This window comes from Paraburkholderia sp. A1BS-2L, from assembly GCF_051125205.1.
GTDB lineage: Bacteria > Pseudomonadota > Gammaproteobacteria > Burkholderiales > Burkholderiaceae > Paraburkholderia.
In genome coordinates, this window is sequence record NZ_CP120429.1 from 279,081 (window position 1) to 303,529 (window position 24,449).

Below are 24,449 nucleotides of genomic sequence, written 5' to 3' on the forward strand. Positions count from 1 at the left end.
ATTCGTCAGGGTTCGATGCACGCGCATACGAACGTACGCGAACGTATGCGCGTGCGCAGACCCGGCAAGATTAGCGCCCTCACGTGGCGTATCGAAGACTACTCCCAACTTTCGAGGACAACATGAAAAAGATCATCGTGAACGCCGGCCCGTACCGCTTCGTCGGCCGGCTGGAAGAAGAACGCGCGCCGCGCACCTGCGAGCGCTTCCTCCAATTGCTGCCACTCAGGAACAAGGTCATCCATTCGCGCTGGAGCGGCGAAGCCGTGTGGATCCCGCTGGGCGACTTCGATACCGGCCTCACGTTCGAGAACCACACCAGCCACGCATCGCGCGGCGATATTCTGCTGTACCCCGGCGGCTTCAGCGAAACCGAATTCCTGTTCGTCTATGGCAGTTCGAGCTTTGCGAGCAAGATGGGGCAACTTGCCGGCAACCACTTCTTTACCCTGCTCGAAGGCCACGAGCATCTCGAGGCGTTCGGCAAACTCGTGCTGTGGGAAGGTGCGCAGGACATCGAGCTTACGCTTGCCGACGCGAACGACCAATGACTGACGATTACCGGCGCCGGCCCGTCTCGCCCGCGGGCTGCAGCACTTTCATGACTTCCGCTGCCGTGTGCTCGGAATGCTCGCGCAGCAGCCGCGCGAGGCTCGCGCCGTCACGCTTGCCGAGCGCTTCCAGGATCGCGCCGTGTTCGCCGAGCGATTCGGCCCAGCGGAACACATCGGCGTTGGCCGCGCCGCGCGCGCGGTGAATCTTGCTCATCAGCGAAGCGTACAAATCGGATAGCACAGGATTACTCGCGACATCGACGATCTGCTGGTGCACTTTCTGGTTGGCGCGATAGTAAGCCGTGCGTTTGCCTTCGCGGTGAAACGCTTCCATCGCGTGATGGCGCTCCAGCAGCACCTTCATCTGCTTGTCGTCGATGCGCTGCGCGGCGAGCCGCCCAGCGATCTCCTCCAGCCCGTGCAGGACTTCGAAGATCGCGGCGATCTCGTCCTTGTTGATCGGCGCGACCTGAAAGCCCATGTGCTGCCGGTGCGTCACGTGCCCCTCGGTCACGAGGGTCTTGAGCGCTTCGCGCAACGGCGTTCTGGAGATGTCGAACTGCTCGCATAGCGCTTTCTCGTCGATATGTTCGCCTGGCGGCAACTCCCCTTCCAGAATCATCTCGCGCAACCGCTCCGCGATCGCCGCGTACATCCCCGTGCCGCGCAGGCTGATGCGCTTGCGTGTGTCCGCCGGTAGTGACTTCGTGTCCATGTTGTTTGCGTCTCGCTTGCTTGCGTGTGTCTTCCGTCTTTGCTTAATTTTCCTACACTCCCAATCGACTATCCACAAAAATTAAAACACAATAAAATCATAAACTTACGTCGCTTGTAATTTATAATTAGAAATCATATACTGCGTTTGCGCAGACAGCGCACCGGGCCGGAAGCGGTCCGGCCACACACATGAAACCCGAAGGCCGTGACCAGGCGTACGGAGGAGACATCGATGCGAACCGCAAATGCGGCCGTCCAGGCCGAGGCGAAGACCGGCGTACGCTGGCGAATCTTTCTGATCATGTTGATGCTTATTTCGATCAACTATGTGGACCGGGCCTCGCTGTCCGTCGCCATGCCGCTGATCGCCAAGGAATTCAACATCGCCCCTGGCGTGCAGGGGCTGATTCTCAGCTCGTTCTTCTGGACCTACGCGTTCATGCAGATTCCCGGCGGCATGCTCGCTGACCGTTTCAAGCCGCGCATCGTGATCGCGTTCGCCACGCTGTTCTGGGGCTTTTTCCAGGGCATCGCTGCCATCTGCACGACGGCCCCTGCGCTGATCCTCACCCGTCTGGGCCTGGGCGCGGCGGAAGCGCCGATCTACCCGGCCGGCGGCAAGCTCAACACCATGTGGATGACGCGCCACGAACGCGGCCGCGGCGCGACCCTGCTCGACGGCGGCGCGCCGCTGGGCGCGGCGCTTGGCGCAGTGATCATTTCCGGCTTGATCAGCGAGTTCGGCTCGTGGCGCACCTCGTTTGTGGTGGCCGGTGTGGGCACCATGCTGGCCGGCCTGTTCGCGTGGTACTACATTCGCAACAACCCGCGCGAGCATCCGGCCGTGAACGAGGCCGAAGCCGACTATCTCGAAGCGGCGCTGCGGGAAGAGCATGCGGAAGAGCCGATCGATGCGAGCGGCCGCAGCCTCGACTTTTTCCGCTACCGCTCGGTGTGGGGCATGTTCTTCGGCTGGATGTGCTTCAATTCGCTGTTCTACGGCCTGCTCACCTGGATGCCGAACTATCTGAACAAGTCGTACGGCTTCAACATCCAGCAGATGGGCGGCGCGAGCTTCGCGATCTTCTTCAGCGGCTTCGTGGGTGAACTCGTGGGCGGCTGGATCGCCGACAAATGGAAGGCCGCGGGCGGCTCGCCCAATCGCGTGATGCGCACGCTGTTCGGCATTGCCGCTGTGTTGGCCACCGCGTCGATCTTCTCGGTCGCCTATGTGCGCGATCCGGTCACGGTGGTGGTGCTGCTCGCCTCCACGCTGTTTTTCCTGCGCTGGTGCGGCCTGTACTGGTGCCTGCCCTCGATCCTCGGCACCCGCAACAAGGTCGGCTTTCTCGGCGGCTTCATGAATCTCGGCGGCAATATCGGCGGCGTGCTCGTGCCGATCATCGTCGGCCTGATCGTGCAGACGACCGGCTCCTACTTCCTGGCCCTGATGTTCTTCGCCGCCGCGGGCGCTGGCCTGTTCGTCTGCTCGACCCTGATCGACTACGAACGCAAGCTGCCTGTTTGAGCTTTCCCTAATTTAGTAACTGACTGATTGCAGACTTCATCATGAGCAAACGCGTCCTGCTCGGCATGCTGACCCCGTCGTCCAACACCGCGCTCGAACCCATTACAAGCGCGATGGTGGCCCAACTGCCCGGCGTCAGCGCCCATTTCTCGCGCTTCACCGTGACCGAGATTTCGCTGTCCGAGCAGGCGCTCGGTCAGTTCGACACCACCAACATCATTCAGGCCGCGCGCCTGCTGGCCGACGCCAAGGTCGATGTGATCGCATGGAACGGCACCTCGTCGGGCTGGCTCGGCTTCGAGAGCGATCGCCGCCTGTGCCGCGAAATCGAAGAAGCGACCGGCGTTCCCGCGACCACTTCGATTCTGGCGCTGAACGAAATTCTGGTGCAGACCGGCGTGAACAAGTTCGGCCTGGTCAGCCCGTATATCGAGGAAGTCCAGCAGAAGATTGTGGCCAATTACCGCGAGAATGGCATCGACTGCTCGTCCGAAAGCCATCTCGGGCTGAAGGTGAATTTCCAGTTCTCCGAAGTCACTCAAGAAACCCTGCTCGCGCAGATTCGCGAAGTCGCGGCCCAGGGCCCCGATGCGATCGTCACCTACTGCACCAATCTGCACGCCGCGCATCTGGCCGACGAAGTGGAGCGGCAGCACGGCATTCCGCTCTATGACACGATCTCCACCGTGGTGTGGAAGTCGCTGAAGCTCGCGGGCTACGACACGACCCGGCTCGAGGGCTGGGGCCGCCTGTTTACCGAAGTTGCGTGAGGGATTCCATGACATCAACCATGACAACCGGATACGACCTCGTCATCCGCAATGCCGACGTGGTGACCGCGTCCGAGCGTTTCAACTGCGATATCGGCGTGAAGAACGGCGTCGTCGTGGCGCTGGCCCGCGAGCTGGGCGCAGGCGCGCGCGAGATCGACGCGACCGGCCTGCTGGCGCTGCCCGGCGGCATCGACGCGCACTGCCATCTCGATCAGCCCATGCCCGAAGGGCTGAAGATGGCCGACGACTTCCTGAGCGGCACGCGCGCCGCCGTGTGCGGCGGCACCACCACGGTGATCCCGTTCGCCGCGCAGGAAAAGGGCCAATCGCTGAAGGCCGCGGTGGCCGACTATCACCGCCGCGCCGACGGCCGCGCGGTCGCCGACTACGCGTTCCACCTGATCGTCTCCGATCCCACGCCCGAGGTGCTGGAGCGCGAGCTGCCGGAACTGATCGCCGCCGGCTATACGTCGTTCAAGATCTATATGACCTACGACGACCTCAAGCTCAGCGACCGCGAGATCCTCGAAGTGATGGACGTGGCGCGCCGCAACCAGGCGCTGGTCATGGTGCACGCAGAAAATTCGGACTGCATAGCGTGGCTGACCGACAAGCTCACCGAAGCGGGCAAGCACGCGCCGAAGTATCACGCGCTCTCGCGCCCCGCCGCCGTCGAGCGCGAAGCGACGCATCGCGCGATTGCCTTCTCCGAACTCGTCGACGTGCCGATCCTGATCGTTCACGTGTCGGGCCAGGATGCGATCGAGCAGATCGAATGGGCGCAGCGGCGCGGCCTCCACATCTACGCCGAGACCTGCCCGCAGTATCTGTATCTGACTGCCGAAGACCTCGGCCATGACGACGGCTATCACGGCGCAAAGTGCGTTTGCAGCCCGCCGCCGCGCGACACGTCGAGCCAGAAGGCCGTGTGGGGCGCGCTGAAGCGCGGCACTTTCAGCGTGTTCTCGTCCGACCACGCACCGTTCTCGTTCGACGATCCCCAGGGCAAGAAGCCCGGCGGCGAAGAAGTCTCGTTCGAGCACATTCCGAACGGCATCCCTGGCATCGAGACCCGGCTCGCGCTGCTGTTCGACGGCGTGAGCCACGGCAAGCTATCGCTGCACAAGTTCGTCGAGCTAACGTCGCTGAATCCCGCGAAGCTGTACGGCCTGTATCCGCGCAAGGGCACCATCGCGGTGGGCGCCGACGCCGACATCGTGCTATGGGACCCGAACAAGCAAGTCGCTATCGCGAACGACGCCCTGCACCACAACGTCGACTACACGCCGTACGAAGGCCGCACCGTGCATGGCTGGCCGAAGCACTGTCTGTCGCGCGGCGAACTGCTGGTCGAGGACGGCCGCTATCTCGAGCCCGCAGCGGGCCGCGGCCAGTTTCTCCCGGCCGGCAAGCCGCAGTATCTAGACCTCTGAATCTCGGCCTCTGAACCTGGAGCTCGCCATGAAGATCCTCGTGATCAACCCCAATATTTCCGAGAGCGTTTCGTCGCTGATCGAGGCAGAGGCGCAACGCAGCGCCTCGCCCGGCACCGAGATCGAAGTGGCGACCGCGCCGTTCGGCGTCGCGTACATCGAGACGCGCTTCGAGTCGCTGGTGGGCGCGTACGCGACCTCGTGCGTGGCGGCCGAGCGTGCGGGCACTTACGATGGCGTCGTGGTCGCGGCATTCGGCGACCCGGGCCTGCAGGGCATCAAGGAGCTGCTCGACGTGCCAGTGGTCGGGCTGACCGAAGCCTCGCTGATGACCGCCGCCACGCTGGGGCAGCGCTTCTCGATCATCGCGATTTCGCCGCGCATCAAGGCGTGGTATCGCGAGACGGTTGAACGCAGCCATCTGGGCAGCCGGCTCGCCAGCATCCGCTCGCTCGAGGAGCCGCTGCGCGATATCGGCAGCGTGCAGGAGGACTACGCGCAGCGACTGAAGGCGCTGTGCAACGAGGTGGTCGAGAACGACGGCGCCGATGTCATCATCATCGCGGGTGCGCCGCTCGCAGGGCTCGCGCGCGAGATCCGCCACGAACTGCCGGTGCCGGTGGTCGATGGCGTGTCGAGCTCGATTACCCAGCTTGAGGGCCTGGTCCGCCTGAACCCGAAAAAGGCGACCAACGGCAGTTTCGCCCGGCCGCCGGTCAAGCCGAACCGTGGCCTGCCTGAACCGCTGGAGCGGTTGTTGAGCGCAAGGAACACGGACTGACGCGCACAAAAAAGCGGGCCTCGAAATTTCGAGGCCCGCTTTTTTTCGGCTGGCGCGTGCAGCGCCTGTACCGCGCTTAATGTGGCGACAGCTCGCGCAGCGCCTTCACATCAGTAGCGGTCACATTGGCACTCTGCCCGCCCCACGTCGCGCGCAGGTAGTTCGACAGTTGCGAGAGCTCGTCGTCGCTCAGCGTCGACGCGAACGCCGGCATCGCCTGCATGCTTTCGAGACCCGCGAAGTGCTGCGTGTCGATGCCGTCGAGCATCGCCACGAGCAGATTGTGCGGATCGGCCTGACGCACCGTCGAGTTGCCGTTCATCGGCACCGCCACGTGCGGCTTGCCCTCGCCCGCCAGCCCGTGACAACCCGCGCACACGGCCACATAGACCGAGCGGCCCGCCGCCAGCTGCGCGGCGTCAGCGGCCACGGTCTTCACCGGCTGCGGTGCGGGCGGCGTGTCGCCGAGCAGATAGACGGACAGCGCGCGCGCATCGTCCTTGTTCAGGTACTGCGTGCTCAGGTGCACGACCGGATACATCTCGCCGAACGCCGAGCCTTGCGGCGCAATGCCGACGCTGAAGAACGTCTGCAGGTCGGCGCCGTTCCAGCCGCGGCCAGCAAAACCCGCAGGCGTGATGTCCGGCGCGACCACGCGGCCCAGTGCTGCGCCCGAGAGCGGCTTCGCACCCACGAGCCTGCCGAACAAGTCGCGCGGCGTATGGCATTCGGCGCAGTGACCGAGCGCGTTGGCGAGATAGCGGCCGCGCTGCCAATCGGCCGATTGCCCCGCGGAGGCGTCGGGCAACGTGTCTTTCAGGAACAGCATGTCCCACAGCGCCATGCCGAAGCGCATGCTGTACGGGAACTTCAGATCGTTGGCCGGCGGGTCTGCCGCGACCGGCTTCACGGTCATCAGGTAGGCGTACATCGCGTCGGCGTCGGCACGCGACAACTGACGGTACGACGTATACGGCATCGACGGATAGAGCCGCTTGCCGCGCGCGTTGCCGTCGTGCAGTGCGGCGTAGAAGTCGTCGGCACTCCACTTGCCGATGCCGTGATCCTTGTCGGGCGTGACGTTCGAGCCGTAGAAGGTGCCGTACGGCGAGGCCAGCGGCGCGCCGCCCGCGAACGGCGCGCCGTCCTTGGCGGTGTGGCACGCGGCGCAGTCGGCGGCCTTCACGAGGTAGCGGCCACGCGCGACCTGCCCGGGCGTGGGCGTGAACGCCGCGCCCGAAGTGGACGATTCTTCGCGGCCGCAGGCCGCGAGCGTGAGCGCACAGGCGGCGAGCAACACGCCGTGCGCGAGGCGGTTCAGGAACGCGCGCTTCATGCCGCGTCCTTCACGAGACCGGGCGTGCTCATCACCACGTCCTTGACCGCTTCGTAGTAGCGCACGTAGCCCGTGCAGCGGCAAATGTGGCCGTCGAGCGCGGCCATGATCGTGCTTTCCACATCGGCCTTCTTGATGGGCTCGCGCTTGAGGCGCTCGAGCAGCACCGTGGCCGCGTTGACGAAGCCCGGCGTGCAGTAGCCGCACTGGAAGCTGAAGTGATCGAGGAACTTCTGCTGGATGGGCGACAGCTCCACCACCTCGCCGGCCTCGTTGCGCTTAGCGTGGCCTTCGACCGTGCGGATCGTGCGGCCGTTGAAGAAGTGCGCGCCGGTGATGCAGGTGCGCATTTCCTCGCTCGAACCGTCCGGCTTGTCGAGGATCACCACGCACGCGTGGCACACGCCCTGCCCGCAGCCGAGGCGCGAGCCCGTCAGGCCCGCGTACTCGTGCAGGAACTCGATCATCATGATGCCCTCGGGCACCTGCATCGGACCGACGGCCTTGCCGTTGATGGTGAGCGAGAGCGCTTTCGGCTTGTACTGCACGAGCGGGCGCTCGACGGGTGCGGGCTGCCGCGAGGTCTGCCGCGAGGTCTGCTGCGAAGTCGGCTGCGCGGTCGGTTGTGAAGCCGGCTGTGAACTTGACTGCGAAGCAGCCACGGCGGCGCTGGCGCTGGCCGCGGATGCAGCAGATTGGGCGAGCGTCATGCGAGCACCTCCAGGATTTTTTGCGGGGTCACCGGCAAGTCGGTGAAGCGATGGCCGATGGCGTGCGCGACGCCGTTCACGACCGCGCCCACCACGGGAATCATCACCACTTCGGCGATGCCCTTGGGCGGATCGGTTTCCGAAAGCGCCGGCAGCACTTCGCCGGTTTGCGTCCAGACGGCGACATCGGACGCGCGCGGCAGGTGGTAACGGTTGAAGTTCCACGTGCCGTTGCCCGGGCCATCCTCGTAGAGCGGCAGATACTCGTGCAGCGCATGGCCGATGCCCATCGCAAGGCCGCCCTGCAACTGGCCCGAGACGAGCTGCGGCGAGATCTGGTTGCCGCACTCCATGATCGAGTGGTGCGTGAGCAGCTCCACCTTGCCGGTGGCTTCATGCACGGCCAGCTCGACCAGTGTGCCGACCGCGCTGTAATAGGTCACCGCCGCATTGTTGCGGCTCATCGGCGGGATGAACGCGCGCTTGCGGTCCAGCACGCGATAGCCGTTCGCCGTCGACGGCAGCGCGGCGTGCGCAGCCGGCGTCAGCGACGCCGCGGGCTTGCCGTTCTCGCCCGCGCTGGCCTTGGCATAGCGCAGCGAGAGACCGTCGATCGGCAGACGCTCGACCGCGCCGCCCACATCGAATTCGGCTTCGGCCCATTGCCAGCGATTGAACACGTGCACGACCGCGCCGGTCGCGAGGCCCATCGCATGCGCCTGCTTTGCGAGCCGTTCGAGCGGCAGCGGCTCGAGGCCCGCTGCGGTCAGCTTGCCGTCCACCCAGCGCGCATCCTCGATGCGCACGACGAGCGGCGCGGCCTGCCCGCCGCCCAGACCTTGCGTCCAGATCGACATGGCCGCCGGCCACAGGCCGTAGCGGAACACCGCGCGCGCGGCTTCGCGCGTGCTGTGCGTGAAGTAGAACGCCGAGTTCGTAGCGCTCGACGGCGACGCGATGTTCGGCGTCCAGCGCGGGTTCGCGCTCAGGCGGTCCTGATCGGCCTGGCTCATGAGGTAGGGGTCGCCGCTCGAGACCATCGCCAGATCGGGCCAGTCGGTCACGGCCACGCGGATATCCGCCGCCGGCTTGCCGAGCCACTTCGCCACGGCCACGGCCTGGGTGGTCGACATGCCCGTGCCGATCTCCGCGCCCGTATGATGGAGCGTGATGACGCCATTCTCGTCGATTTCGACCTTTGCGAACGATGCTTCGGAGCCCGTACCAAAGTCCTTCTGCACGCAGGCGAAGCCCACGCCATAGCGCTTGCCCGGGTTCGCAGCCTCGTATTCGGCCTTGCGCTTCGCGCGCTGCGTCCACAGCGGATGCACCTTCGCGCGCTCCAGCACCTCGTCCACGCGGATCGCGCCGGCGGGAATCGCGCCCTGGGTGTTCTTCATGCCCGAGCGCAGCGCATTCTTCAAACGGAAATCGATCGGATCGACGCCGAGCTGCGCAGCGATTTCGTCGATGGCCATCTCGGTCGCCGCCATGCTCTGCAGCGTGCCGTAGCCGCGCGCCGAGCCCGCGTCGATCGCGCGCGAGGCGATCGCCACCGAGGCGAAGTCGTTCTTCGGGAAGTAGTAGATCGATTGCGCGGCCGTCGCGCCCACCATCGCCACCGAAGGCGAGAAGTTGCAGCGTCCGCCGCCGTTGGCCTCGAAGTCGCCCTTGAACGATTGCAGCAGCCCCGTCTTGCGGTCCACGGCGATGCGGTAATGCATCTTGAACGCGTGGCGTTTCAGGGAAGTCTGGAACTGCTCGTAGCGGTCGTTCGCGAAGCGCACCGGACGGCCGTCGCCATAGAGGGCGGCCACGAGCCCGTAGTATGGCACGTTGAAGTGATCCTTCGAGCCATAGCCCACCGTGTAGCACGGATGCAGGAACAGCTGCTTCACCGGGTAGCGGCTCTTCGCGGCCATTTCCGCGACGGACTGCGCGACTTCGAGCGGCGACTGCGTCGGCACCACGAGGTGCAGCGACTGCGTGGCGGCGTCGTACCAGCCGTTCGCGTTGTCAGGCTCGAGCGCGGCCGTATCGATCGACTGCGTGTTGTACTCGCGGTCGAACACGAGCCAGTCGGCGGAGGCGTGATCGAGCTCGTCGGCGATCTGGGCGGCCCAGGCCATGCCCTGCTCGTCGACCTTGCCGTGCGCATTGGCGTCCGGCCACACCGGCTGATGCTTGCGCATCGAGCTCGGGAAAATCGGCGCGTCCTTGAGGCTCGAATACACGTCGTCGTCATAGGGCGTCTTGCCGCCCACGCGCACGTAGCGGAAGGTCCCCCACGGATCGCGTTCGAGCGGACCAGTCACCGCGCCATAGCGGATCACATCGTCGCGGAACTTGAGCAGGTTCTTCGCGAAACGGAAGCGCGCGAAATCGTGATAGATGAGGATCGCGACCGCGTGGCCCAGATAGGCGGGCGTCTTGCCCGCGGGCAGCAGCATGTCCTCGCCATAGAAGGCCGGGAACGCGACGCCGTCGCGCGCGATGTCCTCGGCAGTGACGATGCGGTCAGGCTTGAGATCGTCGCCGAGCAGCGTCAGGTCGACGCCTTCGTAAAGGCGATCGGCCCGGGTCGCGCGCAAGATCAGCGCGTGGGCCTGCTGCCGCGGCCAGTGGGGCATGTCCGACGCGCGAACATCGCGCGCGAAGATCTTCGAGCCCGTGACTTTGGCGATGCCGTCGATGCGGAACTTGGGCGTGCCGTTGGCGGCATCCCATTTGACCGGTGTGAGGAGTTTTTCTTCGAAAAGGGCAGCGAATGCGCGGCTGCCGAAAGGCGCCACATATACCGCCACGCCCGCCAGCATGCTGGCTTTGAGAAAACCCCGCCGTGACAGGCCGTGGTTTTTCATGAGGGGACCTCCAGGTGCGTGCGCGACTCGCGAAGGCGACAGTCTGTGCCTTGCGGAGCGGCCCGCATTCTGGCATTGGCGCCCGCCCGAGCCCATAGCGATCGTCACATGCGGAACTTATTATTGCGCTTATAAAGCCCGTTCCATAAGGGTTTACGCGATGCGCGCCATTTCCGGCGTGTTGCGCCCAGCCCCCACCTGGCCCATGTCCGGCCGGTTCTGCCCCGCCTGCGATAGCGGGCAACCGGAGCGTGCCCACCGCGTCCTTTTCCTACGAAAACGTCATCTTGCGATCACGTTAGCGCACCGCCCAACCGTCATATTGAACACAGCTTCCAGCGAGGAAGCGAGCCAGTCCAACCCGGCTTCCCGGTTGCGGAAGTCCAAAGAGAAGGAGATTCAGCATGAACGCGAAGTTCCCGATTGCCATCGTCGCCCTTGCCGTCGCACTCGGCACCACTTCGGTAGCGGCGCAAGCGCAGTCGCAGACACAGGGTAAAACGCGCGCCGATGTCCAGCAGGAATTGATTCAGGCCCGTCACGACGGCCTCACGCAATCGAGCCCGACGACGTACCCGCCGAACGCGCAGCAAATCGCCCAAAACAAGGTGCGTCACGAGGCCGGCACGCATCGCGGCGAGCCTTCTGCCGCCGTCGATCAGCACGATCAAATGACGTCGCGCTAACGCTCGCGTGTAGTTCGAGCCCAATCGGCGGCCGCGCCTTCACACCGCGCGGCCGGCGCTAGACCTCGCGCGCCGGAAAGTGCAGCCAAAATGTCGTGCGGACATGCGGCTGGCTTTCGACGCCGCAAGTCCCGCCGTGGCTCTCCATGATGGACTTGACGATGGCGAGCCCCAAGCCCGTTCCCGATGCGGAGTTGTTCCGCGACGGATCCACACGGTAGAAGCGCTCGAAGATCTTCTCGCGATGCCCGGCGTCGATGCCCGCGCCCGTATCCGATACCCTCATTGTCGTTCCTGATCCCGATGCTTCGCACTCTATAACGATCGTCGATCCTGTTGGCGCGTGCGCGAGCGCATTGGAAACCAGATTGCTCAGCGCTCGCTGGAAGAGCATGAGATCGGCTTGCACCCAGCCCTCGCCGCGCACGACCAGTTCGACTGAAGCGTCCTCGGCCATGGGCTCGTAATAGCCCGCTACCCGCTGCGCTTCCTGCACGGCGTCGAGCTCGCGCAATCCCGGGGGATGCTGCGCACTCTCGGAGCGCGCGAGAAACAGCATGTCCTCGATCATGCGCGAGAGCCGCTGATATTCGTCGATGCTCGATTCAACGATGCTGCGGTACTCCCCGGCCGTTCTAGCCGCTGTCGCGGCTGATCTGATTCGGGCCCGGGCCGATCTTCACCGTCGCGAGTTCGGCGAGCGGCACGTAGGGCGCGAGCTCGGTAGTGGGGGCCGTCGTTGCGGCGTTTGCCCCGCTAACCGGCAGCGCGATGGGCAGGCGCTTGATGGCCTGCACATCGGAGCGCAACTCTTCCGGCAAACGCACCACGATATCGAAGCGCCGGTCGCCCTGAAACAGCGTGCCCGCCTTCTGGCCGCCCACGGCAGCCGCCACCGTGTCCTGCACGTCTGCCACGCTCACGCCGTAGCGCGCAAGCTTGTCGCGATCCAGTTCGATCGTGAGCACCGGCAGGCCGGTGGTCTGCTCGACCTTGACCTCGGTGGCGCCCGCCACCTTCTGCAGCGCCGCGGCAATCTCGCCGGCTGTCGTGTTGAGCACGTTCATGTCGTCGCCGAACACCTTGACGGCGACGTCGCTGCGCACGCCCGAAATCAGCTCGTTAAAGCGCAACTGGATCGGTTGCGAGAACTCGTAGACGTTGCCGGGAAACTCGGCCAGCACGGCCTCGATTTCCTTCATCAGATCCTCGCGCGATTTGCGCGGGTTGGGCCACTGGTCCTGCGGCTTGAGCATGATTTATCCGTCCGATGCGTTGGGCGGCATCGGATCCGCGGCGATTTCCGCCGTGCCCGTGCGCGCGAACACGCGCTCGATCTCGGTGAACTTCTCCTTGAGCGCCTTCTCGATCGCCTTCTCCATCTCCACGGACTGCGTGAGGCTCGTGCCCGGAATGCGCTGCGCGGAAATGGCGAGATCGCCTTCGTTCAGGCTCGGAATGAACTCGCTGCCAAGGCGCGTGGCCAGCAGCAAGGTAACGCCGACGATGGCCACCGCCGCAACCAGCACGCGCTTCGGGCGCTCCATGAAGCGGTCCAGCACCGGCTCGTAGGCGCGGCGGGCCCAGCCCATCACGCGATTTTCCTTTTCCTTCACCCGCGAGCCGATGAACAGCGCCACTGCCGCCGGGATGAAAGTCACGGTGAGCACCATCGCGGCGGCCAACGCCATCACCACGGTAATCGCCATCGGATGGAACATCTTGCCTTCCACGCCGCTCAAGGCGAAGATCGGCAGATAGACCACCATGATGATCAGTTGTCCGAATATCATGGCCCGGCGCGCCTCACGTGAAGCATGCATCACCTCGGCGAAGCGCTCGTCGCGCGTGAGCGGCCTGCCTGCGCGAGCTTGTGCGTGCGCGAGCCGCCGTATGCAGTTCTCGACAATGACCACCGCGCCATCGACGATGATGCCGAAATCGAGCGCACCCAGGCTCATCAGGTTCGCGCTGACTTTGGCGTTGACCATGCCGGTGAACGTCATCAGCATCGAAAGCGGAATGACAAGCGCCGTAATGAGCGCGGCCCGAATGTTGCCGAGAAAGATGAACAGCACGGCGATCACGAGCACCGCGCCTTCGAGCAGGTTCTTCTTGACCGTCTGCACGGCCTTTTCGACCAGAACGGTGCGGTCGTAAGCCGGCACGGCCTTCACGCCCGGCGGCAGCGAGCGGTTGACCTCGTCCATTTTCAGGGACACTGCCTTTGCCGCGCTGCGGCTGTTTTCGCCTATCAGCATGAATACGGTTCCGAGCACGACTTCCTTGCCGTTTTCGGTTGCCGCGCCCGAGCGCAACTCGCGGCCGATGCCCAATTGCCCGACGTCCTTCATGCGCACCGGCACGCCGCTCGCGTTGGTCAGGACGATATTGGCGATATCGTCCAGCCCGCGCGCCTGCCCCGGCACGCGCACGAGGTATTGCTCGCCCTCGCGCTCGATGTAGCCCGCCCCGACGTTTTCGTTGTTGCGCTCGAGCGCACGCACGATGTCCGCGAGCGTGAGTCCGTACGACATCATCCTCGTGGGATTCGGCGCGACGCGGTACTCCTTCACGTATCCGCCGATCGAGTCGACATCGGTGACGCCGGGCACGTTGCGCAGCTGCGGCTTCACGACCCAGTCTTGCAGTTCACGCAGATCCGCCGGGGTATAGGGCTTGCCATCCTCCTTCCTCGCGCTTTCCGAGGCCTCCACGGTCCAGAGGAAAATCTCGCCGAGGCCCGTCGACGTGGGGCCCATGGACGGCGTCGCGCCCGGCGGGAGCTTGTCCTTCGCCTCCTGAATGCGCTCGTTGACGAGTTGGCGCGCGAAGTAGATGTCCAGATCACCGTCACCTGAGAGAGGCCATAGCGCGAAATCGAACGCGTCTCCTGCAGATTCGGCAGGCCCGCCATGGCGGTCTCGATCGGCCAGGTAATGCGCTGCTCGGCTTCCAGCGGGGAGTAGCCCGGCGCGGAGGTGTTGATCTGCACCTGCACGTTGGTGATGTCGGGCACCGCGTCGATCGGCAACTGCCGGAAACTGGCGATGCCGAGGGCCGCCACCGCGACGGTGGCCAACATCACGAGCCAGCGATTCGCGATGGCAAAGCCAATTAACCGCTCAAACATGGTCGATCACTCCTCCACGCTGTCCTTCGTCAGCTCCGCATTGAGCACGAAGCTGTTCACCGCCGCATAGCGCTGACCGCTTTTCAGTCCGCCCAGCACTTCCACGTTCTGATCGTCGCGCCGCCCGAGTTCGACGGGCTGCGCCACGAACCCCTTCGGCGACTGCACGAACACCGAGGCCGCGCCACTGATCTCCTGAATCGCGCTGGCCTGAATGGCGAGCGGCACGTCCTGCTCGCCCGCCCCCACCGAGACGTTCACGAACAGGCCGGGCCGCCACGCGCCCTCGGGATTCGCGAGCACCACGCGCGCCGGCGCGGTGCGCGTCTGCTCGCCGAGCAACGCGCCCACGTATGCAATCGAACCGGTGGCGCGCGATTCGAACGCCGATGCGCTGACCGTGGCCTCGCGCCCGACCCGAACGTCGTTAAGGCGCTGCGCCGGCACGGCCATTTCCGCCCAGACCGAAGACAGATCGGAAATCACGAATACGTTGGCATCCGCCGCAATGGATTCGCCCGCCGTCAAATGCTTCTCGACGATGGTTCCGGCGAACGGCGCGCGCAGTTCATAGAGGCTCAGCGCGGACGCGGACGCAGCGGCATTGAGCGCGGCAAGTTTCTGGCGCGCATTCTGTGTTGCGATTTCGGCCTCGCGCAGTTGCACCTGTGCCTGTTGATAGTCCTGCTCCGCCGAGATTGTTTCCTGCCAAAGCGTCTTTTCGCGTGCGTATGCGGTACGCGCCGCCGCGAGACGCCGCTCGGCCGTCAGCAGCTCGCTTCTCCGGTCGGCGAGGTCCGTGCTCGCGATGACGGCAAGCACCTCGCCCTTCCGCACGCGCTGCCCGATCGAGACGTTCACGCGCTCGACCACGCCCGCGACACGCGGAACGACATGCGCAGTCCGGTCCTCGTCGAACTTGATTTCGCCTGGCAACTGGAAACTGCTGCGAATCTGCGCCGGCCCCACCGTGGCAAGCCCGATATTCGCCGCCTTGACCTGCGATGGGCTCAGCGCCACCACGCCATCCGCACGCGAAAAGTTGAGCGAACGGGAGCGCCCATCGACTCGAATGTTGATGGCCGCATCGAACACATGAGGCGTGCCGATTCCTGTCGTACTGCCAAACTTCCCATCCTTTCCAGTGAATTTCAGCAGCTCGCGCGACCCGTCGTAGCGCGTGATCGTGGCGCTGACCGTCGCGCGATCGGGAACCGGCTTGCCATCCACGAACGGATAGACGATCAGGCGCGCGTCTCCCGCCTTTTCTGCAAGCACGATCTCAGCGCCCAACGGGCCGTCGGCGACGATCCGGCCGCCGCGAGGGCCGAGGCCATCGGCCCTGGGTTCGTCGGGCGCGCCAGCGGTCGCGCCTTTCTGTGCAGCCAGTTCCCCAGATAACGCATACGCGCCAATGGCGACGCAAAATAAAAATGCAGTCGCCGCAGCGGCAATCTTCTGTTTGGGCAGCATGTTCGATCCTTCAGTTCAAGCAGGTCGCGCTGTCGCGACCTGCGACGAGCGGCGTGCCGACGAGTCGGCCGATTTCGGCATGGGCCCGATGGGCGGCGCTCGGCGCCCTTACGTATTGGGACTGCGCCTGAAACAGCGTGCGTTGTGCGTCGAGCACGTCGAGGAAACTGAATTTGCCCAATTCGAATCCGCGCAGCATGGCGTCCAGCGTCTGCTTCGCTGCGGGGAGGACCTCATTCCTTAGCCGACGCGCTTCCTGTGCGGCGTTCTCATAGCTCGACCAGGACTGCGCAAGCTCCAGTTGCAGGCGCGCCTTTTCGCTGTCGAGGTCCGCACTCGCCTTCTCGGTGTTGTGGGCCGCTTCGAGAACCGCACCCTTGTTGGTGTCGAAGATCGGCAATGGAATGGATACCCCGACTACTGCCTGGTTATCCGGAATACCTGACGTCCAGACCCGCTTCATACCGGCGCTGACGGTGATGTCGGGCATGCGCCGCGCTTTCTGCACGCTCACGAGCGCGTTGCTGCGCAGCACTTCGGCCTGCGTGACGCGCGACGCAGGCGACTCGTCGAGCCTCGACTGCAAGGCCGACAACGGCTCGATTTCAGGCAGCGCGTCGAGATCGCCCGTCACCGGGCGGTTGCGCACTTGCGGGCTTCCGGTGACGTTCGCGAGCTTCTCCATCGCGAGCGCCGCCTGCGTGCGCGCCGAAGCGAGCGCGATTTGCGCATCGGCGGCGGCCACGCGCGCCTTGGTCGATTCGACGGGCGAGATCTTGCCGGCGCGGGCGCGCTTGTCGGCCATATCGGCCGAGCGCAGCGCGGTATCGGCCGACTCCTGCGCCATCTGCATCTGGCGCTGGGCGGCGAGCATGTCGTAGAACGCGGTGATCACCGCTGCGCGAAGCTGCGCCGCCTGCCCGTCGAGCGAAGCCAGCGCCGCCTGGCGGCCATACGACGCCACATCGAGCCGCGCCTGGCGTTTGCCGCCCAGTTCGAAGGTCTGCTCGATCAATGCCGTGCTGGTGCGGTCCGTGCCGCCAAAACCTTCCTGCAACAGTGAGAGATTCGGGTTCGGACGCGCGCCTGCCTGCATGAGCGCTCCGCTGGACGCGTTTGCGCTGGCCACGGCGCTGCGCAACACTGGATTACTCGCAGCGGCAATGCCGAGCGCGTCGTCCAGTGAAAGCGCCTTAGGGGCGTCCTGCGCGGATGGAACAGGTTCCGCGAGCGGCTGGCTGTGCGCGGAATAGCACAGAGCCATGAGCGCGGCGGCAATGAGGTTGCGCGGATGCATGGGCGGATGGCATGAAGAATGACTTGCCGCCGATGCTACGGTCCCGATGCAATGCAAACATGATCCGAAAATGATATTTTTGTCATCTTTCAAGCGGTCGACGCACACTCTGCCCGGCACGCCAATTAATCAGCATGTCGAATTTTTATTGATGAATATGTGAATGTCCGGATACTGGCGAGCATTTCCCGGCGAACGGACCCGCAATGAGTTCAACCCGGCTTGATCAAATGGAAAGGCCGGACGGGCACAAGCTTCGGCGCCAATGACAAGGGGCCCTCACGGGCCCCTGCGGCGAATATCTGCCTTTCAGTCTTCCAGGCGAGGCGCCATCGCGCTCACGCCATGACCGGCTGTGCTGCCAGCCACTCATCGACGGATTGACGAGCCTTATGCTCCACCATGCTGACCACCATCAGCACGTCGATCTTGAGTTTGGGAAACGCAAGCTCCATGCAAGGCAACGCGACATCGCGCATTTCAGCTTCCGTCCCTTTGATTTCCGCGCGGCATAGCCACTGCGTGTCCGTTGCATCCGCTTTCGTATCGATATTGATTTGAAAACCCCGGTATTCAATTGCCATACACTCTCCACTACCTGTCAAAACGTAAGCTTTTCATCGCTGGATTGCGACGGGGACCGCGAATATAGCACTGCCTCGTGGTCCGTTCAGCGATACGGACAGTTGTGCTCAACGAGCACGCGATGGCCGCGGCATGCGCCAGCCCACGATCGAAAGCGAAATACCCGAAATGATCGCGGCGAGCGAAACGTAGCAAGCAGGCGCGAGCGTGTTGCCGGTCCAATGAATCAACACCTCGGCGATGGTGGGCGCGAAACCGCCGAACAGCGTCACGCCCAGGCTATAGGCAATCGACAAACCGGCCGAGCGCATCTGCACAGGAAAGATCTCCGACATGAGCGCGGGCATCGGGCCGGAATAGGCAGCCTTGAAAATACCGGCCGCGCCTTGCAGCACGAGCAGCCATTCAAGCGTGGGGTGCGCCTTTAGCCAGGCAAACATGGGGTAAGTGAGCGCCGCCAGCAAAACCGACGTGGTGAGCATGATACGCAGGCGTCCGATGCGATCGGACAATGCGCCCATGACCGGCGAAAGCGCGAATTGCAGGCCGCCGTTGAGCACGACCACGCCGAACGAGGTAGCCGCTGCCATGTGAAGCTGCTTCACCGCATACAGCGGCATATAAAGCTGGAGGATATACACGCCGACCGTCGACTGTGCGACGATGCCCACCGCGAGCAGCAAATCAGTCCAGCGGCGGCCGACATGCTCGTGCTTCACAGGCGCAACGTCCTGCCTCGAGATTGCTTCGCGGTTCGCGAGAAACTCGGGCGTTTCGTCAAGATGCGAACGAATGTAATAACCCACGGGACCCAGCACGAGCCCAAAGAAAAACGGCACGCGCCAGCCCCACGAGGCCAGCTCCGCGGGCGGCAGCCAGAGCGCCAGCAACGAGCCGAACGAGGCCGCGAGAATCGCCGCCGCGCCCTGGCTGGCGAATTGCCAACTCGCGTAATAGCCACGCCGCGTGCTGCTGTGCTCGACCATGAACGCCGTCGCGCTGCCGAACTCGCCGCCTACCGCGAAGCCCTGCACGAGACGGGCGAGCAGGACGAGCAACGGCGCCGCGATGCCGATCGTGGCGTACGTCGGCATCACGGCCATCGCGAGCGTGCCTGCCATCATGAACGCAATGGCGAGCGTCAGCGCGGCCTTGCGCCCTTTGCGGTCGCCATAGATGCCCAGCACGATGGCGCCGAGCGGACGCATCAAAAACGAAATGCCGAAGGTGCCGATTGCGAGCAGCGTCGAAAGCCATTCGTCGTGCACGGGAAAGAACTGCTTCGCTATCAACGGCGCGAAATAGCCGTAGACGAGAAAATCGAACCATTCGAGCGCGTTGCCAATGGACGAAGAAAACACGATGCGGCGCACCATGGCGCGCGTGAGCGGCGTCTTTTGGCCGCTGTCGCTTTCAGGCGCCATGACATCCGCAATGGATTGCGAACCACTCTTCATGTCTCGTCTCCCTGCTCTATTGCTTTGTTGTACTTAGTGATCTGGAAAAATCAAAAGCCGGCGCTCCAGCGCTGGCCGGCCGCGTTGCACGCATCGCCGGCCCTGCACGCAATCAGAACCCCGCGGCCAACCCGTCGCGGCGCGAATCGCTCGCTGCCACGTAGCCGCGCTCGGGATCATTGCGATCGAGCTTCCAGATGAACTGGCCAGAGCCGAAGTCCATATACGGATCGTCGATGCTCTTGATCTCGTGACCCCGCGCCGCAAGCTCTTCGGCAACCTGCGCGTCGAGCGTCGATTCGATATCGACCGAGAAATCGCGATTCACCTTCCAGCGCGGCGCATCGCAAGCGGCCTGCGGCTGCTGGCCGTAGTCGAGCATGCGCACGACCGTCTGCAGATGGCCTTGCGGCTGCATGTCGCCGCCCATCACGCCGAAGCTCATGACCGCCTCTTCGCGGCCCTCCACCTGCTGCGTGAGGAACCCGGGAATGATGGTGTGGAACGGGCGCTTGCCGCCTTCGACGACGTTGGGCGAGACCGGGTCCATCGAGAACCCGCAGCCGCGATTCTGCAGCGCGATGCCCGTTCCCGGCACCACCACGCCCGAGCCAAAGCCCATGTAGTTCGACTGGATGAAGCTCACCATCATGCCGCGTTCGTCGACAGCGGACAGATAGATCGTGCCGCCCGACCTCGGCATGCCGAAATCGAACTGCGTCGCGCGCTTGAGGTCGATGAGTTTCGCGCGCTCCTTGAGATAGGCGTCGTCGAGCATCTGTTCGGGCGTCACTTCCATCGAGCGCGGATCGGCGACATAGCGATAGACATCGGCGAATGCGAGCTTCATGGCCTCGATCTGCAGATGCTGCGACTCGATGCCATCGCGCGGCAACGACGTCACGTCGAACTGCTCGAGAATGCCCAGCGCGATGAGCGCGGCGATGCCCTGACCGTTGGGCGGAATCTCATGCATCCGATAGCCACGATATTCCTTCGAGATTGGCTTCACCCAATCGGCGCGATAGTTGCGCAAATCGTCGCTCGTGAGCGCCCCGCCGCCCTCGCGCGCGAACGCAGCGATGCGCTCGGCGATTTCCCCTTCGTAGAAGGCGCGCGGACCGAGCTCGGCGAGCCGCCTCAGCGTGGCCGCGTGGCCCGGCAGGCACACGCGCTCGCTCACCTCGGGCGCGCGGCCGCGCGGCATGAAGGTCTCGGCAAAACCGGGCTGGTCGTGCAACTCGGGAATGGCCGCCTGCCATTTGTGCGCGACGATCAAGGCAAGCGCGTAGCCGCGCTCGGCGATCTCGATCGCGGGCTCCATCAATTCGGCAAACGACAGCGAGCCGAACTTCGCGTGCAACGCTTCCCAGCCGGCAATCACGCCGGGCACGGTGACGGTGTCCCAGCCGCGCTTGGGCTGCATCGCGAGGCCGTTTTCCTCGCCGTACTTGCGCCGGAAGTAATCGGGGTTCCAGGCGGCGGGCGCGGTGCCCGAGGCATTCAGCCCGTGCAGTTGCGCGCCGTCCCAGACGAGCGCGAAGGCGTCACCGCCCAGGCCGCACGACACCGGCTCGACCACGGTGATGGCCGCCGCTGCCGCAATCGCGGCATCCACGGCATTGCCGCCCTTCCAGAGCATGCGCAGGCCCGCCTGCGCGGCAAGCGGATGCGAGGTCGAGACGATGTTGCGGGCGAACACCGGCAGGCGCGGCGTCGGATAAGGGTTCTGCCAGTCAAAGCGTGTCATGGCGGTATCGAACGGAAAGATTGGAAATAGCTGGAATGCCGATGCGTCGATTATCTTGAAGGCTTGAGCAAAAAAATATTAATATTTTGTTTTCAATACTTAAAATTTGCTTACATGCTTTCCCTGCGCATGCTGCGTACCCTGCACGCCGTGGCCCGTAGCGGCTCATTCGCCCTCGCAGCGGAACGGACCGCGCTCACGCAGGCGGCTGTGAGCCTGCAGATGCGCGGGCTCGAAGAAGCACTGGGCCGGCAGATCTTCGATCGCCGCGCGCGCCAGGTCGCGTTGACGCGCGAGGGCCGCGAAATCTGCGCGAAAGTCGAGCGCATTCTCGAACTGATCGACGAGTTGCCGGCTCGTGCCGACGACACGATTCGCGGCTCGGTCATCGTCGGCGCCGTGGTGTCGGTGATCGGCGCCCTCTCGCTCGCCGTCGCGCATCTGAAGACCGAGCATCCCGAACTCGAAGTGCGACTCACCTCGGCGCGCTCCGCGGAGCTAGCGCGCATGGTGGAAGAAGGCGACGTCGATCTCGCCGTGGTGGTTGGCAATGCGGACGGCGCGCTGCACGAATCGCTCGCATGGACGCCGCTTTATGAAGAGCCGCTCATGCTGGTGACGAGCCGCGCCACCGAGGGCGGCGAGACGGGAGGCACCGCGCGCCGCATCCTGCGCGAACGCAGCTTCCTGCGCTTCGACCGCCGCGTGCCGACAGGCGCCGTGATCGACGAAGCCTTGCGCACGCTCGGCATTAAACCGCAGGAATATCTCGAACTCAATTCCATCGAAACAATCGTTTCGCTGGTGCGCAACGATGTGGGCGTGAGCGTGCTGCCTGTGCTCCATAACGGCCACTGGCACGACGATGCCAACCTGCGGCTGATTCCGCTTTGCAATCCGCCGTTCATGCGCACCGTGGGCATGATCCATCGTAAGTCGAACAAGCGCACGCTGCTGTTCAACACGCTAGCGGAAATGCTGCGCTGAGTATTGGGATTTCCGAACGGGTTTCCGAAAGGAAAAAACCGGCTCTGGATCGATGATCCAGAGCCGGTTTTTATTGCGTACACGTTCCGTCTTCAGGCGATCGCGGCATTCAGCGCCTTCACGGCGTCGAGCGCGCCACTCACCATCTCGCGCAACGCCGGCTCGACCTTGTCGGCCAGCGCCGGCGCGTAGTCGAACGGAGCATGCTCGTTCATATAGGTGGACTGGCACATTTCGAGCTGGACCGCATGCACGCCGTCGAGCGGCGCGCCGAAATGGCGCGTGATATAGCCACCCTTGAAGCGCCCGTTCGCCACCCACGTGTATCCGCTGCCTGCCGCAGCCAGTTCGACGCGTGCCTGCACCGATGCATGCGCGGTGCGGCCTTCCTGCGTGCCGATATTGAAGTCGGGCAATTTGCTTTCGAAGAGACGCGGCAACACGCTCGCAATCGAGTGCGCCTCCCAGAGCAGCACGTTCGCATGCTTGCCGCGCAGACGCTTCAGTTCGGCATGCAAAGTATCGTGATACGGCTGCCAGTACGCGGCCACGCGGCGCTGGCGCTCGGCGGCATCGGGCGCGCAACCGTCACGGTAGAGCGGCTCGCCGCGGAACGTTTCGGTCGGGCACAGCGACGTAGTGGTCTGCCCCGGATACAGGCTTTCGTCGTTGGGTGGACGGTTCAGGTCGATCACATAGCGCGAGACGCGCGCGCCCAGAATCGTCGCGCCCAGCGACTTCGCGAAGGCGTAGAGGCGATCGAGATGCCAGTCGGTATCGGCGAGGCTCAGGGCCACATCCGTATATTGGCCGCGCAGCGACTCGGGGATGGACGTGCCCAGATGCGGGATCGAAACGATGAGCGGCGCGTCGCCGCGCTCGAGTGTGTAGAGGTCTGTCATGAGTCGGTCCGTTCAGTGGATTACAGCGCACATCGTCGAGCTTGCTGCGTTCATGTGTCGGCCAGCAAACGCGCAAGCGTCTTGCGATAGTCCGCGTAAAGGCGCTCTTCTGCGCGATGACGCCGGCCTTCGACCACTTTCTCGCCGGCAGTGTAGACGTCGAGCACGGGCGTTTCGCCATGCTCGCAGAACACGACCGAAGAGAGCCACGTCTGCGGCGTCTTTTCCGCGAGATCGGGATGCTGCGGATCGAGCACGATCCAGTCGGCGCGCGCGCCCGCTTCGAGCGCGCCCACTGCGCGGCCTGCAGCGCGTGCGCCGCCCGCGAGCGCGGCGGCAAACAGCCGGTCCGCCACGTTCGCCGCCTGCGGCGCGGCCAGCACGTTGCGCTCGCGCCGCACGAGACGCTGCCCATATTCGAGCAGGCGCAGTTCCGCGCGCCAGTCCACGCCGATATGGCTGTCCGAACCCACGCCGAACACGCCCTGCGCGTCGAGATAGTCGTGCGCAGGGAAAATGCCGTCGCCGAGATTCGCCTCGGTGGTGAGGCACAGCCCCGCCACCGCGCCGCTCTTCGCGAGCGCCTTGGTCTCCTGAGCGTCAACATGCGTGGCATGCACGAGGCACCAGCGCGCGTTCACGTCGAAGCGATCGAGCAGCCATTGCACCGGGCGCGCGCCTTCGGTCTCGACGCAAGCGTCGACTTCGGCGGTTTGCTCGGCGATATGGATATGCACGGGTGCGCCCGGCAACGCTGCATCGAGACCCTCGAGCAGCGTGCACAGCGACGCCTGCGAGACCGCGCGCAGCGAATGCGGCGCCACGCCGTAGCGCAATGCGCCATGCTCGGGCCGCTCGCCGCGCACGGCCTCGATGATCGAGAGCAGTTGCTCAGGCGTATTGATGAAGCGCCGCTGATCGTCGCGCGGCGCACGCGCGCCGAAACCGCTGTACTGATAGAGCACGGGCAGCATGGTCATGCCCACGCCGGTCTCGCTCGCGGCATCGACCACGCGCTGTGCAAGCTCGGCCGGGTTGGCATAGCGTTGCCCGTCGTGCGCATGATGCACGTAGTGGAATTCGCAGACCGACGTATAGCCGGCCTTGAGCATTTCCACGTAAAGCCAGCGCGCGATCGCGCCGAGATCGTCAGGCGTGATGCGCGCAGCGAAGCGATACATCAGATCGCGCCAGCTCCAGAAGCTGTCGGTAGGATTCGCGCGGTATTCGGTGAGTCCGGCCATCGCGCGCTGAAAAGCGTGCGAATGAAGATTAGGCATGCCTGGCATGAGCGGGCCTGACGCCTGGGCGACGCCCGCGGGCGCGGCCGGAAGGTCGGCCTGGACGCGTTGGAGGTTGCCCGCCGCATCCCATTCGAGCAGCACGTTGCGGCGCCACCCTTGCGGTAGCCAGGCGTGCGTCGCGAACAGCGCGCGTGAGTTGGAATTCATAGTCGATGCCTGCTTCAAGCGTTCAATTCATGCGT

Annotated in this window: 18 protein-coding genes and 2 pseudogenes; 7 read left to right on the forward strand and 13 right to left on the reverse strand. The window is 64.5% G+C overall.

The features are described from left to right. Positions 1-122: 122 nt before the first annotated feature. Positions 123-551, forward strand: coding sequence for a DUF3830 family protein (locus tag P5W98_RS16065; RefSeq protein ID WP_421025321.1), 429 nt, complete (start codon positions 123-125; stop codon positions 549-551). A 7-nt stretch (positions 552-558) separates the two neighbouring features. On the opposite strand, the gene P5W98_RS16070 is transcribed toward P5W98_RS16065, so the two are convergent. Then, positions 559-1,269 (reverse strand): GntR family transcriptional regulator, encoded by a 711-nt coding sequence (locus P5W98_RS16070; RefSeq protein ID WP_421025320.1) that lies wholly within the window; start codon positions 1,267-1,269, stop codon positions 559-561. A gap of 234 nt (positions 1,270-1,503) precedes the next feature. Between P5W98_RS16070 and P5W98_RS16075 the strand changes: the two genes are divergently transcribed. The 4 genes from P5W98_RS16075 to P5W98_RS16090 are packed head-to-tail and all read left to right on the forward strand — an operon-like array spanning position 1,504 to position 5,786. Next, positions 1,504-2,799: an MFS transporter gene (locus P5W98_RS16075; RefSeq protein WP_421025319.1), complete on the forward strand. Its 1,296-nt coding sequence runs from the start codon at positions 1,504-1,506 to the stop codon at positions 2,797-2,799. Positions 2,800-2,840: 41 nt separating this feature from the next. Beyond that, on the forward strand, positions 2,841-3,569 hold the full coding sequence (locus P5W98_RS16080; RefSeq protein ID WP_421025318.1) for a maleate cis-trans isomerase family protein: 729 nt from the start codon (positions 2,841-2,843) through the stop codon (positions 3,567-3,569). 20 nt (positions 3,570-3,589) lie between these two features. After that, a complete protein-coding gene (gene hydA / locus P5W98_RS16085; protein ID WP_421025317.1) occupies positions 3,590-5,005 on the forward strand; it encodes a dihydropyrimidinase in 1,416 nt (471 codons plus the stop codon). Between the two features lie 28 nt (positions 5,006-5,033). Next, positions 5,034-5,786 (forward strand): aspartate/glutamate racemase family protein, encoded by a 753-nt coding sequence (locus tag P5W98_RS16090; RefSeq protein ID WP_421025316.1) that lies wholly within the window; start codon positions 5,034-5,036, stop codon positions 5,784-5,786. Between the two features lie 76 nt (positions 5,787-5,862). Here the strand turns inward: P5W98_RS16090 and P5W98_RS16095 are convergent, their stop codons facing one another. The 3 genes from P5W98_RS16095 to P5W98_RS16105 are packed head-to-tail and all read right to left on the reverse strand — an operon-like array spanning position 5,863 to position 10,693. Continuing rightward, positions 5,863-7,122 (reverse strand): cytochrome c, encoded by a 1,260-nt coding sequence (locus P5W98_RS16095; protein WP_421025315.1) that lies wholly within the window; start codon positions 7,120-7,122, stop codon positions 5,863-5,865. Beyond that, entirely contained in the window at positions 7,119-7,832 is a 714-nt protein-coding gene (locus P5W98_RS16100) for a (2Fe-2S)-binding protein (protein ID WP_421025314.1), read from the reverse strand. Before P5W98_RS16100 ends, P5W98_RS16095 begins: the two co-directional genes overlap by 4 nt. Continuing rightward, complete coding sequence (locus P5W98_RS16105; RefSeq protein ID WP_421025313.1) at positions 7,829-10,693, reverse strand: xanthine dehydrogenase family protein molybdopterin-binding subunit; 2,865 nt, start codon at positions 10,691-10,693, stop codon at positions 7,829-7,831. The genes P5W98_RS16100 and P5W98_RS16105 overlap by 4 nt, the downstream gene beginning before the upstream one ends. A 404-nt stretch (positions 10,694-11,097) precedes the next feature. Here P5W98_RS16105 and P5W98_RS16110 point away from each other — a divergent pair, with 404 nt between their 5' ends. After that, positions 11,098-11,379 (forward strand): DUF4148 domain-containing protein, encoded by a 282-nt coding sequence (locus tag P5W98_RS16110; protein ID WP_421025312.1) that lies wholly within the window; start codon positions 11,098-11,100, stop codon positions 11,377-11,379. Positions 11,380-11,437: 58 nt separating this feature from the next. On the opposite strand, the pseudogene P5W98_RS16115 reads toward P5W98_RS16110, so the two are convergent. From P5W98_RS16115 to P5W98_RS16145, 7 genes and pseudogenes are all read right to left on the reverse strand, one after another. Further along, a pseudogene (locus P5W98_RS16115) lies at positions 11,438-12,022 on the reverse strand (ATP-binding protein); the annotation flags it as partial. Then, positions 12,018-14,512: pseudogene (locus P5W98_RS16120) on the reverse strand (efflux RND transporter permease subunit); the annotation flags it as partial. The pseudogenes P5W98_RS16115 and P5W98_RS16120, both read right to left, overlap by 5 nt. A gap of 6 nt (positions 14,513-14,518) precedes the next feature. Continuing rightward, positions 14,519-15,985, reverse strand: a complete 1,467-nt coding sequence (locus tag P5W98_RS16125) for an efflux RND transporter periplasmic adaptor subunit (RefSeq protein WP_421025311.1) — start codon at positions 15,983-15,985, stop codon at positions 14,519-14,521. Between the two features lie 10 nt (positions 15,986-15,995). Then, the gene (locus tag P5W98_RS16130) at positions 15,996-17,282 is read right to left on the reverse strand and encodes a TolC family protein (RefSeq protein ID WP_421025310.1); all 1,287 of its coding nucleotides are present in this window, start codon (positions 17,280-17,282) and stop codon (positions 15,996-15,998) included. Between the two features lie 338 nt (positions 17,283-17,620). Continuing rightward, on the reverse strand, positions 17,621-17,866 hold the full coding sequence (locus P5W98_RS16135; protein WP_421025309.1) for a hypothetical protein: 246 nt from the start codon (positions 17,864-17,866) through the stop codon (positions 17,621-17,623). A 108-nt stretch (positions 17,867-17,974) separates the two neighbouring features. Next, positions 17,975-19,291, reverse strand: a complete 1,317-nt coding sequence (locus P5W98_RS16140; RefSeq protein ID WP_421026990.1) for an MFS transporter — start codon at positions 19,289-19,291, stop codon at positions 17,975-17,977. A gap of 145 nt (positions 19,292-19,436) precedes the next feature. Further along, on the reverse strand, positions 19,437-21,074 hold the full coding sequence (locus P5W98_RS16145; RefSeq protein ID WP_421025308.1) for a gamma-glutamyltransferase family protein: 1,638 nt from the start codon (positions 21,072-21,074) through the stop codon (positions 19,437-19,439). 114 nt (positions 21,075-21,188) lie between these two features. Between P5W98_RS16145 and P5W98_RS16150 the strand changes: the two genes are divergently transcribed. Further along, the gene (locus tag P5W98_RS16150) at positions 21,189-22,061 is read left to right on the forward strand and encodes a LysR family transcriptional regulator (RefSeq protein WP_421026989.1); all 873 of its coding nucleotides are present in this window, start codon (positions 21,189-21,191) and stop codon (positions 22,059-22,061) included. A 92-nt stretch (positions 22,062-22,153) separates the two neighbouring features. Here the strand turns inward: P5W98_RS16150 and hutG are convergent, their stop codons facing one another. After that, a complete protein-coding gene (gene hutG, locus P5W98_RS16155) occupies positions 22,154-22,963 on the reverse strand; it encodes an N-formylglutamate deformylase (protein WP_421025307.1) in 810 nt (269 codons plus the stop codon). A gap of 50 nt (positions 22,964-23,013) precedes the next feature. Beyond that, positions 23,014-24,414 (reverse strand): formimidoylglutamate deiminase, encoded by a 1,401-nt coding sequence (locus P5W98_RS16160; RefSeq protein WP_421025306.1) that lies wholly within the window; start codon positions 24,412-24,414, stop codon positions 23,014-23,016. Between the last annotated feature and the right edge of the window lie 35 nt (positions 24,415-24,449).

What these genes read in the sequence shown, in the direction of transcription:
- P5W98_RS16065 (WP_421025321.1), top strand. Translation starts at nt 123, where the DNA reads ATGAAAAAGATCATCGTGAACGCCGGCCCGTACCGCTTCGTCGGCCGG.
- P5W98_RS16070 (WP_421025320.1), bottom strand. Translation starts at nt 1,269, where the DNA reads ATGGACACGAAGTCACTACCGGCGGACACACGCAAGCGCATCAGCCTG.
- P5W98_RS16075 (WP_421025319.1), top strand. Translation starts at nt 1,504, where the DNA reads ATGCGAACCGCAAATGCGGCCGTCCAGGCCGAGGCGAAGACCGGCGTA.
- P5W98_RS16080 (WP_421025318.1), top strand. Translation starts at nt 2,841, where the DNA reads ATGAGCAAACGCGTCCTGCTCGGCATGCTGACCCCGTCGTCCAACACC.
- hydA (WP_421025317.1), top strand. Translation starts at nt 3,590, where the DNA reads ATGACAACCGGATACGACCTCGTCATCCGCAATGCCGACGTGGTGACC.
- P5W98_RS16090 (WP_421025316.1), top strand. Translation starts at nt 5,034, where the DNA reads ATGAAGATCCTCGTGATCAACCCCAATATTTCCGAGAGCGTTTCGTCG.
- P5W98_RS16095 (WP_421025315.1), bottom strand. Translation starts at nt 7,122, where the DNA reads ATGAAGCGCGCGTTCCTGAACCGCCTCGCGCACGGCGTGTTGCTCGCC.
- P5W98_RS16100 (WP_421025314.1), bottom strand. Translation starts at nt 7,832, where the DNA reads ATGACGCTCGCCCAATCTGCTGCATCCGCGGCCAGCGCCAGCGCCGCC.
- P5W98_RS16105 (WP_421025313.1), bottom strand. Translation starts at nt 10,693, where the DNA reads ATGAAAAACCACGGCCTGTCACGGCGGGGTTTTCTCAAAGCCAGCATG.
- P5W98_RS16110 (WP_421025312.1), top strand. Translation starts at nt 11,098, where the DNA reads ATGAACGCGAAGTTCCCGATTGCCATCGTCGCCCTTGCCGTCGCACTC.
- P5W98_RS16125 (WP_421025311.1), bottom strand. Translation starts at nt 15,985, where the DNA reads ATGCTGCCCAAACAGAAGATTGCCGCTGCGGCGACTGCATTTTTATTT.
- P5W98_RS16130 (WP_421025310.1), bottom strand. Translation starts at nt 17,282, where the DNA reads ATGCATCCGCGCAACCTCATTGCCGCCGCGCTCATGGCTCTGTGCTAT.
- P5W98_RS16135 (WP_421025309.1), bottom strand. Translation starts at nt 17,866, where the DNA reads ATGGCAATTGAATACCGGGGTTTTCAAATCAATATCGATACGAAAGCG.
- P5W98_RS16140 (WP_421026990.1), bottom strand. Translation starts at nt 19,291, where the DNA reads ATGGCGCCTGAAAGCGACAGCGGCCAAAAGACGCCGCTCACGCGCGCC.
- P5W98_RS16145 (WP_421025308.1), bottom strand. Translation starts at nt 21,074, where the DNA reads ATGACACGCTTTGACTGGCAGAACCCTTATCCGACGCCGCGCCTGCCG.
- P5W98_RS16150 (WP_421026989.1), top strand. Translation starts at nt 21,189, where the DNA reads ATGCTTTCCCTGCGCATGCTGCGTACCCTGCACGCCGTGGCCCGTAGC.
- hutG (WP_421025307.1), bottom strand. Translation starts at nt 22,963, where the DNA reads ATGACAGACCTCTACACACTCGAGCGCGGCGACGCGCCGCTCATCGTT.
- P5W98_RS16160 (WP_421025306.1), bottom strand. Translation starts at nt 24,414, where the DNA reads ATGAATTCCAACTCACGCGCGCTGTTCGCGACGCACGCCTGGCTACCG.